The organism is Spiroplasma endosymbiont of Zeiraphera isertana (genome assembly GCF_964030805.1).
In the GTDB taxonomy this organism is placed as follows: domain Bacteria; phylum Bacillota_I; class Bacilli_A; order Mycoplasmatales; family VBWQ01; genus Spiroplasma_E.
In genome coordinates this window covers 1,119,013-1,133,819 of sequence record NZ_OZ034965.1, presented here as the reverse complement: position 1 = coordinate 1,133,819, position 14,807 = coordinate 1,119,013, and the positions used below count along the sequence as shown (strand labels likewise).

General features: G+C 23.2%; 15 protein-coding genes and 2 pseudogenes. 13 read left to right on the top strand and 4 right to left on the bottom strand.

Annotated elements, in window-relative coordinates:
- Nucleotides 1–43: 43 nt before the first annotated feature.
- The 7 genes and pseudogenes from AAHM78_RS07930 to AAHM78_RS07900 all read left to right on the top strand — a co-directional run bounded on the left by AAHM78_RS07930 (nt 44) and on the right by AAHM78_RS07900 (nt 3,347).
- Nucleotides 44–436 carry a transposase family protein gene (locus AAHM78_RS07930; protein ID WP_342253710.1) on the top strand — a complete coding sequence of 131 codons (393 nt, stop codon included), beginning with the start codon at nt 44–46 and terminating at the stop codon, nt 434–436.
- A gap of 50 nt (nt 437–486) precedes the next feature.
- Entirely contained in the window at nt 487–861 is a 375-nt protein-coding gene (locus tag AAHM78_RS07925) for a transposase family protein (RefSeq protein ID WP_342255097.1), read from the top strand.
- A gap of 10 nt (nt 862–871) precedes the next feature.
- Nucleotides 872–1,090 (top strand): annotated as a pseudogene (locus AAHM78_RS07920) (IS30 family transposase); the annotation flags it as partial.
- Between the two features lie 71 nt (nt 1,091–1,161).
- A complete protein-coding gene (locus AAHM78_RS07915; RefSeq protein WP_342252923.1) occupies nt 1,162–1,554 on the top strand; it encodes a transposase family protein in 393 nt (130 codons plus the stop codon).
- A 50-nt stretch (nt 1,555–1,604) separates the two neighbouring features.
- Nucleotides 1,605–1,979 (top strand): transposase family protein, encoded by a 375-nt coding sequence (locus AAHM78_RS07910; protein WP_342255096.1) that lies wholly within the window; start codon nt 1,605–1,607, stop codon nt 1,977–1,979.
- 13 nt (nt 1,980–1,992) lie between these two features.
- Nucleotides 1,993–2,313, top strand: a pseudogene (locus AAHM78_RS07905) (IS30 family transposase); the annotation flags it as partial.
- 74 nt (nt 2,314–2,387) lie between these two features.
- The gene (locus tag AAHM78_RS07900) at nt 2,388–3,347 is read left to right on the top strand and encodes an IS1595 family transposase (RefSeq protein ID WP_342252847.1); all 960 of its coding nucleotides are present in this window, start codon (nt 2,388–2,390) and stop codon (nt 3,345–3,347) included.
- Between the two features lie 710 nt (nt 3,348–4,057).
- On the opposite strand, the gene AAHM78_RS07895 is transcribed toward AAHM78_RS07900, so the two are convergent.
- From AAHM78_RS07895 to AAHM78_RS07885, 3 genes are all read right to left on the bottom strand, one after another.
- Nucleotides 4,058–4,501 (bottom strand): hypothetical protein, encoded by a 444-nt coding sequence (locus AAHM78_RS07895; protein ID WP_342254900.1) that lies wholly within the window; start codon nt 4,499–4,501, stop codon nt 4,058–4,060.
- Between the two features lie 128 nt (nt 4,502–4,629).
- A complete protein-coding gene (locus tag AAHM78_RS07890) occupies nt 4,630–5,346 on the bottom strand; it encodes an IS1595 family transposase (RefSeq protein WP_342254899.1) in 717 nt (238 codons plus the stop codon).
- Nucleotides 5,347–6,180: 834 nt separating this feature from the next.
- On the bottom strand, nt 6,181–8,256 hold the full coding sequence (locus AAHM78_RS07885) for a hypothetical protein (RefSeq protein WP_342254898.1): 2,076 nt from the start codon (nt 8,254–8,256) through the stop codon (nt 6,181–6,183).
- Nucleotides 8,257–8,382: 126 nt separating this feature from the next.
- On the opposite strand from AAHM78_RS07885, the gene AAHM78_RS07880 reads away from it, so the two are divergent.
- Nucleotides 8,383–8,871, top strand: coding sequence for a hypothetical protein (locus AAHM78_RS07880; protein ID WP_342254897.1), 489 nt, complete (start codon nt 8,383–8,385; stop codon nt 8,869–8,871).
- 52 nt (nt 8,872–8,923) lie between these two features.
- Here AAHM78_RS07880 and AAHM78_RS07875 read toward each other — a convergent pair whose 3' ends face one another.
- Nucleotides 8,924–9,211 carry a hypothetical protein gene (locus tag AAHM78_RS07875; RefSeq protein WP_342254896.1) on the bottom strand — a complete coding sequence of 96 codons (288 nt, stop codon included), beginning with the start codon at nt 9,209–9,211 and terminating at the stop codon, nt 8,924–8,926.
- Nucleotides 9,212–9,288: 77 nt separating this feature from the next.
- On the opposite strand from AAHM78_RS07875, the gene AAHM78_RS07870 reads away from it, so the two are divergent.
- From AAHM78_RS07870 to AAHM78_RS07850, 5 genes are all read left to right on the top strand, one after another.
- Nucleotides 9,289–10,443, top strand: a complete 1,155-nt coding sequence (locus AAHM78_RS07870) for a YitT family protein (RefSeq protein ID WP_338979107.1) — start codon at nt 9,289–9,291, stop codon at nt 10,441–10,443.
- Nucleotides 10,444–10,595: 152 nt separating this feature from the next.
- On the top strand, nt 10,596–11,639 hold the full coding sequence (locus tag AAHM78_RS07865; protein ID WP_342254895.1) for a DUF3137 domain-containing protein: 1,044 nt from the start codon (nt 10,596–10,598) through the stop codon (nt 11,637–11,639).
- A gap of 420 nt (nt 11,640–12,059) precedes the next feature.
- Entirely contained in the window at nt 12,060–12,440 is a 381-nt protein-coding gene (locus AAHM78_RS07860) for a hypothetical protein (RefSeq protein ID WP_342254894.1), read from the top strand.
- 323 nt (nt 12,441–12,763) lie between these two features.
- Nucleotides 12,764–13,651 (top strand): hypothetical protein, encoded by an 888-nt coding sequence (locus AAHM78_RS07855; RefSeq protein ID WP_342254893.1) that lies wholly within the window; start codon nt 12,764–12,766, stop codon nt 13,649–13,651.
- A gap of 249 nt (nt 13,652–13,900) precedes the next feature.
- The gene (locus AAHM78_RS07850; protein WP_342254892.1) at nt 13,901–14,800 is read left to right on the top strand and encodes a hypothetical protein; all 900 of its coding nucleotides are present in this window, start codon (nt 13,901–13,903) and stop codon (nt 14,798–14,800) included.
- Nucleotides 14,801–14,807 lie beyond the last annotated feature (7 nt).

Below are 14,807 nucleotides of genomic sequence, written 5' to 3'. Positions count from 1 at the left end.
AACAATTTAACGATTATTATTAATATTAAAGGTGATAGTTATTATGTTGAAAAAATATAAAGATGATCAAGAATTTTATAGTTTAGTCGGCATAAAGCCACAAACATTTTATAAAATGCTTGAAATTTTAAAAATTGCTGAGTCTAAACAAAAATATTATGGTGGTAGAAAAAATAAAATTGTAATTGAAGAGCGTTTATTAATGACTTTAGAATATTGAAAAGACTATAGTAGTTATAGAGTTATTGCAAAAAGATATAATATTAGTCATACTAGTTGCATTCGTAATATTTTTTGAATTGAAAATATTTTAATAAAAAGCGGAATTTTTAATTTACCTTGAAAAAAAGATTTAACAAAAAATAAAGGTACTAATAATAATTTGTTAGCTATTGATGCCACTGAAACTCCAATTGAAAGAATTAAAAAAAACTAAAATTACTTTTTTCAGGTAAAAAGAAACACCATTCTCTCAAATCCCAAATAATTATTGATATTTCCAATGGAAAAATTATTTCAACTGCTTTTTGTTTTGGAAGCATTCATGATTTTAAATTGCTTCTAAAATCTAAAACTTTTATTCATCCAGAAAAACAAGTTTTTGTTGATTCAGGTTATCAAGGTATACAAAATATTCATAAAAATACATTTTTGCCATTTAAAAAAAGTAAATACAATCAATTAACACCAATTCAAAAAGAATACAATAAAACTTTAAGTAAAATTAGAATTAAAATTAAAAACGTATTTGCTAAACTAAAACGTTTTAAAATTTTAAGTTTAAAATATCGCAATAAAATACGAAGATTTGCATTAAGATTTAATTTAATAGCAGGAATATATAATTTTGAATTACCTTAGTTTTGCACCAAGTCTATTGAGAAAAGGCAAAAATAAATCTCACACACAAAAAGAAACTAGGGGCAAAATTAATAATTGTAAGTCTATTCACGAAAGAAATTTAATCATTCCTAATATTAAAAATATACAAGAATTTGGTCATTTAGAAGGTGATACTATCATTGGTAAAGATCATAAAAGTTCTATTATTACTTTGGCTGATATATGATCAAAAACCACAATGCCTTTAGTAGACTTGGTGCAAAACCTTTAATTTTAACAATTTAACGATTATTATTAATATTAAAGGTGATAGTTATTATGTTGAAAAAATATAAAGATGATCAAGAATTTTATAGTTTAGTCGGCATAAAGCCACAAACATTTTATAAAATGTTTGAAATTTTAAAAATTGCTGAGTCTAAACAAAAATATTATGGTGGTAGAAAAAATAAAATTGTAATTGAAGAGCGTTTATTAATGACTTTAGAATATTGAAAAGACTATAGTAGTTATAGAGTTATTGCAAAAAGATATAATATTAGTCATACTAGTTGCATTCGTAATATTTTTTGAATTGAAAATATTTTAATAAAAAGCGGAATTTTTAATTTACCTGGAAAAAAAGATTTAACAAAAAATAAAGGTACTAATAATAATTTGTTAGCTATTGATGCTACTGAAACTCCAATTGAAAGAATTAAAAAAAACTAAAATTACTTTTTTCAGGTAAAAAGAAACATCATTCTCTCAAATCCCAAATAATTATTGATATTTCCAATGGAAAAATCATTTCAACTGCTTTTTGTTTTGGAAGCATTCATTATTTTAAATTGCTTCTAAAATCTAAAACTTTTATTCATCCAGAAAAACAAGTTTTTGTTGATTCAGGTTATCAAGGTATACAAAATATTCATAAAAATACATTTTTGCCATTTAAAAAAAGTAAATACAATCAATTAACACCAATTCAAAAAGAATACAATAAAACTTTAAGTAAAATTAGAATTAAAATTGAACACGTATTTGCTAAACTAAAACGTTTTAAAATTTTAAGTTTAAAATATCGCAATAAAATACGAAGATTTGCATTAAGATTTAATTTAATAGCAGGAATATATAATTTTGAATTACCTTAGTTTTGCACCAAGTCTAGTAACTAAAAATCATAAATCAGAAAATATTACGAAAAGTATAATAAAATTTATTTCAAAGTTACAAAAAGGAACAGTTAAAACCATTACTTTTGATCGTGGTAAAGAATTTAGTAAATGAAGATTAATCGAAAAAATTTGTAATGTCAAAATTTATTTTGCAGATCCTGGTAAACCTTGCCAAAGGGGTTTAAATGAAAATAATAATGGTATTTTAAGAAGATATTTACCAAAATCTACAGATCTATCTTCATATAAACAAAAAGATTTAAATTGTATAGCATTTCAAATTAATTCTACACCCAGAAAATCGTTTTAATTTTCACAAAAAATCTTGATATTACTTTTAATTTAAAATTAAAAGTAATATTTTTATATCAGGGGTGATTTTTTGTGACTAATAATGAATTAATTGATGTTTTAAAAAACAAAAAAGATGAAGAATTTATAAAAATTATTAGACATTTTAAAAATAGAATTAAACAAATTGAGAAAAAAGAAAAATTAGATGCAATTGATAAAAAATTTAAAGAAAAAGGAATTCAATGTCCAAATTGTAAATCTTATTGATGTGTAAAAAATGGTTTTAAGAATAATAAGCAAAAATATTTATGCAAAGATTGTAAAAGTAGCTTTGATGCTTTAAGAAATCATTTTTTACATTGAAGTCATTTATCTCATGAACAATGAGATTGAATAATTTGATTGTCATTGTTAGGTCAATCTGCTTATACTATTTCTCAATTTGCTAAAATTTCAAAAACATCAGCATGATTTAATCGTCAAAAATTTATGAAATCATCACAATTAGCAAAAACACAAAAACCATTCACAAAATTAAAAGGTAGAATTGAAATTGATGAAACTTTTATCAAAGAAATTCATAAAGGAAATTTCAAAAATCCAGATGATCCAAGAAAAAAATGAATTGAAGAAAATGCTAAAGATTTAAACTGTTGTATTGAAATGGCAATTGATGAAAATAAAAATATTTATGCTCAAACAACAAATACTAAAAGATTAACAAAAAAATGAGTACAAGAAAATTTAACATCTAAGCTTATCGAAGAAAAATCAATTATAGTTTGTGATATGCAAATACTATATGATACAGTAGCTAAACAAACAAAATGTACTCTCAAGAAATTTAAATCAAAAGAAAATAAAGAATTAAATTATAAAAATTTAAGTAATATCAGTAAAATACAATCAAGTTTAAAAGAATTTATTACTCATTATCATGGCATTGGATTTACCAATATTCAAAATTACCTCAATTTATGAAAATTTAAATACCAACATTATAAAATATCACCTTATGCAAAATCTGAAGCATTATATTTCAGTTTGTAAAAAAAATAAATCCCAAAATTAAATAAAATCAAATTTTAGGCCAGGTTGATGATTTTTTTTATTTCATCAAGAGTTTTTTTGAAAATTAAAAGAAAATCGCTCTCTTATAAAAGACAAATAGATTTAATACAATTATTTTAAAAAACTGTCCCATTTATATTTACAACTCAGGATTTTAGATACTCTTTAGAAATATCAAATACTTTAGAAAACAAAGTATTTCTTGATAAATTAAGTAAAAATTTGGGTTATGAAGAGGCAATAAATGATCAATTATGTCCAATCCAGCATTCTTTTGAACTTGTTAATATTAACGTTAGAGATTTTAATGAAAATTTTTATACATTTTTTTACCTAATCAACAATTATTAACTGATTTTATATTTCCTAATGGAATAAAAGTAGATAAACAGACTATTTCTTATTTTGCTGTTTATGAACCTTTTAATGATGGAATTTTTTTATGACAAAAATTTCTAGAACCTTTTTTGTTTTATATAAAAACAAAAGGATATTATGTTCCAAATAATTGTTTTGTAAAACAAACTGATTTTTTAGGTTTTGCTAATTCATTTAATCCTTGAGTTAGAAAAATAAGAGAACAACAAAGTGAAAGACGGAAATCTAATGAATTAAGTTTATCAGTTAATGTTGAAGCAGTAAATAGCTTAGAAAATGATAAACCTAATTCCAAAAAAATAAAAGAACAGTTATTTTGTATTAATTCAAATTTGTCTTTGTGTTAGATTGCTGTTTTTAAATTGTTGTTTTAAGTATCAATCATAAATCATAGCAATAATAGTTAAAATGAAACCAATACTAAGAAAACCAGAAATAATATAACCTAAAGTATTACCACGCGCTTCATTAATTGTTCAATTAACTGATAAATTTCTTAGATTATTAATTTCTGTTGCATTCATATTTTCTAGTTCCTTAGAAGTATAATTAAGTTTTAAAGCAGCATTTCATAATTTTATACCAGTATCAGTAGTTCAAAATTCAACAATAGGTAAATTATTACCATGATAAATAGTAAAATATTGTCAGTTGCTAATATTATTTCAATTAACAGTTTGTAGTAAATATACATTATTATTGCTTTTGGCATTTAATTTAAAAGTAGTTTTTGGTTTTAATGTTCATAAATTCATTTTATTCATAGTAGTACTATCAATAGTAATAATATTTACAAAGGCTTTTATCCCTTTATGTACTATTTTTAAATTTTATCACATAAATGGAGATAAAAGCCTACCTAGGAAATTATCCCCGCATGTATTTAAATCAAACACAAAATTACAGTTTCAAAACTAGGTATGTTATTGAATTTATATGCTGATTCTTTTGCATATAAATGAATATTGTGCTTTGAAACTCTTATGTGTGTTCGGAAAGTTCGTCGGATGTGCTTTCATGCTGATTCAATCTGGTTTGTGTTTACACCTGTTGGTGACACATACCCAACTTCATGATTTACGATTTCATGTTTGGGATAGAAGTTTTTGAAACTTACATATCCCTTCCAAGAATCCGTAAATAGACAGCACTCAGTAAAAATGTGTTTCAATGCAAATCTTAAAAGGTTTTTTTCATCTGCATTTTTCAGCACCTTCACAATTAGTTTGTTGCTGGTTTTCTCATAAACTCCAACAATCAAAGTTTTATTCAACAAGGATCTTCCTTGTTTTTTAAAACCTAAATGTGAAAGATACATTTCATCCATCTGTGCTGTGCCATCAACAATGAAACCTGCATCTTGATTTCCAATTCTAGTCCTGATTTCATGACACATTCTTCAAGCTGTTTTATAGGTCACACCCAATTCCCTTGCAACATCGGTTGCTGGTATGCCATGCTTTGTGTTTATTCATCTAAAGATGAGATAAAACCAATATGTCATTTGGGTCTGTGACTTATAAAAAATGGTTCCATAAAGAATGCTAAATGTTTGGTTACAGTTCAAACATCGTATTCTTCTCAAATCAGAAGTATTCAAACTAGAAGAAGCACACCTGATGCATTTCATTATTTTCAACTTCGCTATATATTTCAAACAATCGTTTTCAGTTTGAAATATGCTATTGAATTCATTTCAATTCATTTTTTCCTCCACACTAGTACATGCGGGGATAATTTCCTTAAATAAAATCAAATTTTAGGCCAGGTTGATGATTTTTTTTATTTCATCAAGAGTTTTTTTGAAAATTAAAAGAAAATCGCTCTCTTATAAAAGACAAATAGATTTAATACAATTATTTTAAAAAACTGTCCCATTTATATTTACAACTCAGGATTTTAGATACTCTTTAGAAATATCAAATACTTTAGAAAACAAAGTATTTCTTGATAAATTAAGTAAAAATTTGGGTTATGAAGAGGCAATAAATGATCAATTATGTCCAATCCAGCATTCTTTTGAACTTGTTAATATTAACGTTAGAGATTTTAATGAAAATTTTTATACATTTTTTTACCTAATCAACAATTATTAACTGATTTTATATTTCCTAATGGAATAAAAGTAGATAAACAGACTATTTCTTATTTTGCTGTTTATGAACCTTTTAATGATGGAATTTTTTTATGACAAAAATTTCTAGAACCTTTTTTGTTTTATATAAAAACAAAAGGATATTATGTTCCAAATAATTGTTTTGTAAAACAAACTGATTTTTTAGGTTTTGCTAATTCATTTAATCCTTGAGTTAGAAAAATAAGAGAACAACAAAGTGAAAGACGGAAATCTAATGAATTAAGTTTATCAGTTAATGTTGAAGCAGTAAATAGCTTAGAAAATGATAAACCTAATTCCAAAAAAATAAAAGAACAGTTATTTTGTATTAATTCAAATTTGTCTTTGTGTTAGATTGCTGTTTTTAAATTGTTGTTTTAAGTATCAATCATAAATCATAGCAATAATAGTTAAAATGAAACCCATACTAAGAAAACCAGAAATAATATAACCTAAAGTATTACCACGCGCTTCATTAATTGTTCAATTAACTGATAAATTTCTTAGATTATTAATTTCTGTTGCATTCATATTTTCTAGTTCCTTAGAAGTATAATTAAGTTTTAAAGCAGCATTTCATAATTTTATACCAGTATCAGTAGTTCAAAATTCAACAATAGGTAAATTATTACCATGATAAATAGTAAAATATTGTCAGTTGCTAATATTATTTCAATTAACAGTTTGTAGTAAATATACATTATTATTGCTTTTGGCATTTAATTTAAAAGTAGTTTTTGGTTTTAATGTTCATAAATTCATTTTATTCATAGTAGTACTATCAATAGTAATAATATTTACAAATTGGATAGTATTATCATAGTTAAAATTAATTGTAAAACCGTCATTAGTATTAGTGCTATTAATATCATATAAATTATTATTTACTATTACAACATATTTAATATTAGTATTAGTACTATTATCTAGTGTTGGCAAAATATTTTGATTATATATTCATACATGGTAAGTTATTATTTCATCTTCAAATTTAATATTAATTTCAGAATTACTATTAATAATAGTCGTAATACTATTATTAATATTTGGTAATAATTGTTGATTATCATTAATAGTAATATCTTTTAGCTCATCATTAGTTACATTTAAAATTAAACTATTATTACTAATTCAATTATTAGTACGATTAACTGCAGTGAGTTTATCTTTATCCATATATGAATTAATAAAATTAGTCAATTGTTCATCTTTAGTTTTAGTAAATTTAATAGTATTAATTCGACTTCAATTGTTATTTTTACTATCACTTAGTAATAATTTACTGGTATTATTATTAATAAAACCAAGATTATCATTTATTCTTTGGAAATTGGCACAATAACCAATTTTAGTAAAAGTACCTAATTCATTTACAAAATAGCCAATTTCTTGTTCATCAATAAAAACACCTAAACCATCATGAAGTAAAATGAAATTATTCATATAATGTTCATTAATTTTTGTAAGTTTAATATCATTACTATCAGTAATGCTTAAATGATAAGGTTGTCCAAAAAATTTGGAGCTATTTTTGAGATTTACGTTTAAAATTCCTTGATTGTTACCAGTCTTGCTAAAAAAAACAGTAGTAGTACTAAACAGTGGTTCCTTATTAATAATTAATGGTTTTGTTGTAGCATTACCATTATCATCTATTGTTAAATAAAATAATTGCCCATTAACATCACGAATAATGCCACCATTATCATTAATGGCAACAAAAGAATTTAATAGTATTGGATTAGGAACATTAATATTAATTGGTTTGATATTACCATCAACTTTTAGAATATAAGAATTTTGATCACCACCAACAAAAACGCCAAAAGTAGCATTTATAGTAGTAAAACTAGTTTTACCTTTTCCATAATGATAGGGAGTAACTAAGTTAGTTACTTTTCCGTCTGTATTAATTAAGTCAGCACCAATATCGGTACTAACGATATTATTACCGAAGTTAGTAAAAGTATGATTTGGAGTTTCAATGGCAGTAGCATCATCACTAATACCATTTTTAGTCATTAAAAATGAATTATTAATAAAATTACTATCATCACTTTTATGAAAATTATTTAAAGTAGCAATTCCTAAGTTATCATTAAATCTAATAAAATTACTAATTTGTAAGTCTAAATTATTATATGTGCCATCCTTATTTAATAAATAAGATTGTGCTTGTGAATTTGTAAAAATACCAGCAATAGAATTAGTTGAATCATTTTCATTTCAATTATAAAAATTTCCACTTTCAAAAGCTAAGGTTAAACTTTGTTCGTTTAGGATAGTATTTTCTGATTTTATTTCTTTATGATTATAATTATTTATTTTCACTTGGCTTAAATGAGTAAAAGTGACTAGTGAAATAGTAACTAGTGTATATAAAATTTTAAACATATTATCAATTCCTTTAATATAAACTAATATTAATTATAAAGATTTTGAAGATAGTGTATAGCAAAATAATAAAAATAAGTTACAATTTATATATGATATTTTATAAATTAAGGAATGATTATAATTATGAAAAAAAATTTAACATTAATGGGTACTATTGCTTTTGGTAGTGGAATAGTAACGCCAGTTTTAGCTTGTTATGATCAACAACAAGATAGTATTTTAAAAGCAATTACTAATGGTAATGGTAATTATAATGGTTGAGAAGCAACTTTATCAAAAGTTGGTATTAAAAAACCAGTGGATGTTCCTATTGATGGTCAAAGACCTGAAAAAGAACAAGTTATTAAAAATGAAGCATTAGAAAACAGTCTTGCACAATCACTTGCCAAATTAATTTTAGATAAAGCAAATATTAAAGAACCAACTTGATTTGATAGTCAATTAGAAGTGGGTACTAAATGTTATTATTTTACGATTGATAATGGTAAAATAGATGAATCAACAAAAGCAAGAACTTGAAATGTTGATACTTCAACCGGTAGAATTAGTATTAATATTACTTATCAAGTTGGAGTAGTAAATAATGATAAAAGTTTTAAAGTTGAACAATAAATAAAAAAACTTTTAATATAAAATGTTCTTATACACAAAGCGATTACATAGTTTATAGTTGTGTTAGTGATGTTACTAAATTATCAGAACAAATAGTACCAATTAGTGTTGATGAAGAAACTAAACCTGATATTGATAAAACATATGCTGATTTTTCTCAAAAAACTAAAACTTTAGTTCAAGAAGGAATAAGTTTAGCATTAAATAATAATGCTCATGTTAATTCTGTTAATATTAATATCAAAGGAATTGATGGTCAAAAAGTTACAAGTTCTGGTCCTAATAAATTAGAACTTAAAGTTAATTTTGTGATTAGTTTTCAAGATTCATTAATTGACATGTCTTTACCTTCGCCTTATGATGATAGTAATTATGTTCCGACAATACTTCAATTTAATAGTTAAAAAGGAGTTTAATATGTCCAATAATTCAGAAGCAAAAAATAAAGATAAAGAGCCACCGTTAATTGTTGATGCCTTTACTTTTAAAAATATTGGTGTTAAGCAAGAGATCCATTCTTCATGAAAAAACTTTAATTGAAAAATAACTTCCAAAAATTTATTATTAATTTTTATTGGTGCTTTTTTAACAACTGTTTCCTTTTTTTATTTTATTAATCGTGCTGGTTTATATACTAATGGTTTATCAGCTTTTGCACAATTAATAGCTAAATTTATTGCCTTATCTTATAATGGCAGTATTACTGAACAAGAAACAACCCAAGCATTTTGATTTTATCCAGTATATTTTCTTATTAATGGTCCTATCATTATTTGAGGATTATTCAAGGTTGGATTTCGTTTTACTCTTTATACTATTATTTATTTGTTATTTCAAAACGGAATTAACTTTTTGTTAACATCAATTGATGTTCTTAAAAATTTTCAAGTTTTAGGTAATGAGCCATTAAAAGGTACTACAGATTATTGGCACTTAGTTTTACCACGTACTTTTATTTTTGCTGCTTTAGGTGGATTAATTTATGGTGCTGGTATTGGTATTTTATTTAAAACTGGTGGATCTAGTGGTGGTATGGATTTTATTAGTACTTATATTTCTATGAAACGTAAATATTCAATTGCTACTATTATTAGAAATACTAATATTATTATTGTTGTTATTGTTTTAATTCTTGATGGAACTTTTTTACAGAAAACTAGTCTTGTTGATAATTTTTTAGTTAGACCTTATTTTATGTCAACGCTTGTTTATATTTATGTAGCAGCTTTTGTTATGAATAGAGTTTATCCAAAATATATGTTGATGAGTGTCTTTATTATTTCTAATGAATTAGAGCAAATCCGTAATGATATTTATCGAAATAATTATTTACGTGGTGGTAATGTTTGAAATGTGAAAGGTTTGTATTCAGGTAATGAATATAAAATGATGATGACAACAATGTCATTATTAGAATATAATTTTTTTAAAACAAAAATAGTTCGAATTGATCCTAAAGTTTTTATGGTAGCAGTTCCTGCAAAATATATGCATGGTGGTAATGCAGGTAAACCTCCACAAAATGCACCTGTTAATATTACTGAAATTAATGATTTTTTAGAAAAAAACTAATAATATATATGTTATAATGTAATTAGTTTTATAATAGTAGGTTTTTAGACTTCTAAATAGATTATTACATCTATAGTTAGTCTTTTTCTATTTTTTTATAAAACAAAATTAATTATAAGCTATATTAAGAATTAAAAAAGAATGGAATAATTATGAAACATAATTTATCGCCAAAGGTTGTAAATGAGATTGTTAATAATATTCATACTGACTATAATAATAGTTGTAATCATTGATGAATTAAATTAATAAATAATCGTTTATGAATTAGTTTATGAATTATTACTACCATTATTGCTCTAATTGCTCTAATTGCTATTGGTGCTAGTATTGGTATTAACAAATCATCATTTATTAAAAAACCATTTACCATTATTAGTATTATTGGATTCATTGTTGGCTGTTTTTTATTAGTACAGAGTTTTGTATTAAAAACTAAAATTCATGAAAAATTAATAGAAGAATTACCAATTATTAACTATTATCAATGAGTTATTAAAGATAATAATTCACAAATGAATTTAACAACTATTAGTAATTATTGAACAATTGAACCACAAGGTAATTTACCTTTAGATGAACAACCTAATTATTATAATTATTGCGAACAAGTAATGATAGGAAGTATTAATGGTCAAAATTTTAACTTTGGAAGTATTATTAACCAAAAAATTATGTATGAAACAAGTTCAGGATATAATAGTGCTGCTCAAGTTATTGAAACAGAAAAAATTACTTGTTATTATACACGTTTTGTTTATTATACAACTATTATTAGGAATAATAATTTTACAATGACATTAACACCACGTAATATATTTTCAAAAAAATTTCGTAGTAAAAAGAAAGTTCAATTAGAATCACATTTATTTGAAGATTTATTTGAAGTAAAATGTGATAATCAAATTAAATTAAGATTAATTTTAGAACCAAAAGTAATGAATTTACTTAATGAATTTGCTTATAGTTTAGGAAATAAGGATTTACCAGTTATTCACATAGAAAATGAACAATTAACATTAAGTTGAAAATATGAATTAGGAAAAAATCCTTATAATGATGGAAAAGGAAAATTGATGGTTTTACCCACTACTACTAATCTTGAAAAGTTTATTAATAAATTATTAGCAATGATTAGTAAAGATATTTTAAATTTAACGCAAGCACAAATGTGAGTTAATAGCTTACAATTATAATAATAATTTATATAAATTACTTTACAATAATTTAAAAATAAGGTAGATAAAATTATGAATAACTATCAATTATTAAAATCAAGTTGAAAATGATTTAACAATAAATATTTGATGCAGACGATCTTATGAATATTGTTAACAATTTGTTTGATTATTTGTGCAATTTTATGAGAAGTTAAAAGTAGTATTTTAATAAAATTTTAACATTTGATTTTTTTAATAATGCTAGTATTACTGATGAAACTATTATTACTTTAAAAACTTATTTATATATTGCTATTTTTAGTAGTTGTATTGCAAGTAATACTTTAATATTTATTCAAATCAGATGTTGAATGAAAAAATATATTGAAAATAAATATAAGGTAATTTCAAATTTTGAAAATAATTTCTTTATTTTTAAAGCTTTATTAGTATTAAATGTTGCTAGAAACATTACTTATATTTTTTGTTTTAACTTATTTATTTTGTTATTTTATTATTTATATTATTTTAGAAAAAATATTAGAAGAAAAAAATCAGATTCTTGGTAATCCTTGATGAAAAGATATAGAAAAACGATCATTATTTATTATTTTAGGTTTTGAAGTTTTATATTTAATTGTAAAAAATTCAATTTTGAATTTTACTAAGGGTACTATTAAAATTGATCAAGTTTTAAAGTACTTTATTCCCGCTAGTTCTTTAGCATTAATATTAGCAGTCTTCATTCAAAGTTTAGTTAAAAATGATGTTAAAACTATTTTAAATAATATTAAAAATGTTAAAACCAAAGTTGATGATTTTAAAATATTTTTATAATTGAGATTATAAAAATATCATTAGTGATTTTCTATTTGTTAAAGAAGCACCATTAATTATTCGAAATGAATTAAAACAAAAAGTATTAACTAATGAAGAAAAAAATAAAATATTTGAACTTTTACATGAAATTTATCAATTTCTAATATTTGTTGAAAAACAAAATATTAAAGTTAGTGAGTTGAAATATATTTATTATCATTTATTTTATGAAATAACAAACCGCGATGAAATTTCACAAATTAAAAATAGAATTATTAATACAAAAAAGAAAAATTTGAAGATAATACTAAAAAAGTAGTGATTATCTAAGGAAGTTTATTATGAAAAAAATATTAAAAATTATAAGTGTTTTTGCATTTACTAGTATTACTAGTATTAATATTAGTGCATGTGATGTTTTTCACCATTCATCAGTTGATTATCAGCAATTATTAGAAGATGCTGCAAATTTAATTGCTAATAATACTTATCCCAATTTTAATATTTTTTTAAAACCCGAAAATAAAACTCATGTTTTTGATTTTAAAAAATTAATTGAAGACAATATTAGTGACTTGTTTAATACTGCTCCAGAAGATTTTAGTAATATTACTTATGAAATTACTAATGGTCAAGATGAAATAAAAAAAATTAGTACTACTAATATTAAAATTCATTTAGCTGTTTATAATAATTCTACGGTAAAAGATTGTAGTTTTGATGCTAATTTTAGTCCATTACAAGATTATATAAATGAAAAATTAGAACCATTAGTTAATGGAACACAATATTTATCAATTAACAAAAAAGACAGTGGTGGATTTTATAATGACTTAGTTACTGCTGGTGCTACTTTTAAAAGGGAAGAAAAAAATCAAAAAGAACAATATTTAAGAAATAATTCAGATAAAGCTAAAAATTTTTGAAAATTATTTCAAGAGTGAATTCCTTCTGAAGAAGTGAAAAACCCTTTACTTGGTAATATTTTAGTTCCGTTGTTAAATTTTATTCCAAAACAACCCTTTACTTGGTTAACTTTTGATAATTTTAAACCATATTTGTTAAATGCTGGCGGCTATAATAATGTTATTGCTATTACTGGCAATAAAAAATTTGGTGATAAATATTATGATTATATAAAAATTGGATTAGAGGGTAAAAATTCAAAGGATATTGCTTTTGGTAATAAATATGAAGGTTTAACTTTTATTTTTACTACTAATAGTTAATTAATAAATTTTTAGTTCCTTTTTGAAAAGATAAAAATTAATAATACAAAATTACTTTTATAACTAATTTTGTATTAAAAAAATTAAAAAAATATAGACAAGTTATAAAACACATGCTATTATTTTTTCATACCTTTTTAGGTTAAATAATATATGCGACTAAAAGAAGTAGTTTCACGTAATAATTATATTACTGGATGCTACTTTTTATTTTAAAAAAGTAGCAACTTAAGAAAATTATTATTATATATGAAAGAAGTTTTTAAAATGTCTCCTTTATTTACAGGTAATCAAAATCTTAATATTCGTAGAATGTCTGACGATAGTGCAATAAGTTTATTGGGTTCAAGTGGTGATTTTTCTAGCATATCTAATAGTAGTACAATATCTATTTTTGAAGAAACTGCTATTAGAGAAAACAAATATTTATCAAAAATAACTAAACTTTTAGGTAAAAATATTACTTTTATTGTTGCTCTTTCTGGTAATATCACTGCTCAAATGATAATTAGTACTACTGTTGCTAAAACACCATGAAATTGACAAACTATTAAGGATAGTTTGATATTTAGTGGTATACTTATTGGTTTTGATACAGCTATTGAACCTTTTATTTTTGGTTCAATCGAAAATATTGAAAATTGAGTTATAGATAAATGAAAAAACAATGAAAATAATATTAATGTAGGAAAAGAAATAATAAAAGTTATTCCTTTCTTATTATTTTTAAGTTATTCTGGTGTAATTTTGGATAGAGCTTCTAATAATATTTTAGATAATTGAATTTCAATGGAAATTCTTGGACAGACAACTATTGAATTTACTAGTTATGTGTTAAATATGACTTTTCATGGTGCAATCATTTCTAGGATAGAAAAAGTAATAAAATTAGGTTGAGAAAAAGTTAAAAGATTATTTAATAACAATATTAATGATATAGAAAATCAACTTCTTAATAGTGAACAAAATATTGATGAAAATAGTAATTTTTTTTATAAAAATATTTTACCATTATTTTTTATAACGCCAATATCAATGTCTATAACATGAGGTACTGAGAATTATATATCTAATCAAGAATTTACTTGAAAAAAACTGTCAACAGATGCTCCAAAAGTTATTGGTGGTATAACTCTTTCTCTAGTTTAATCTTTAC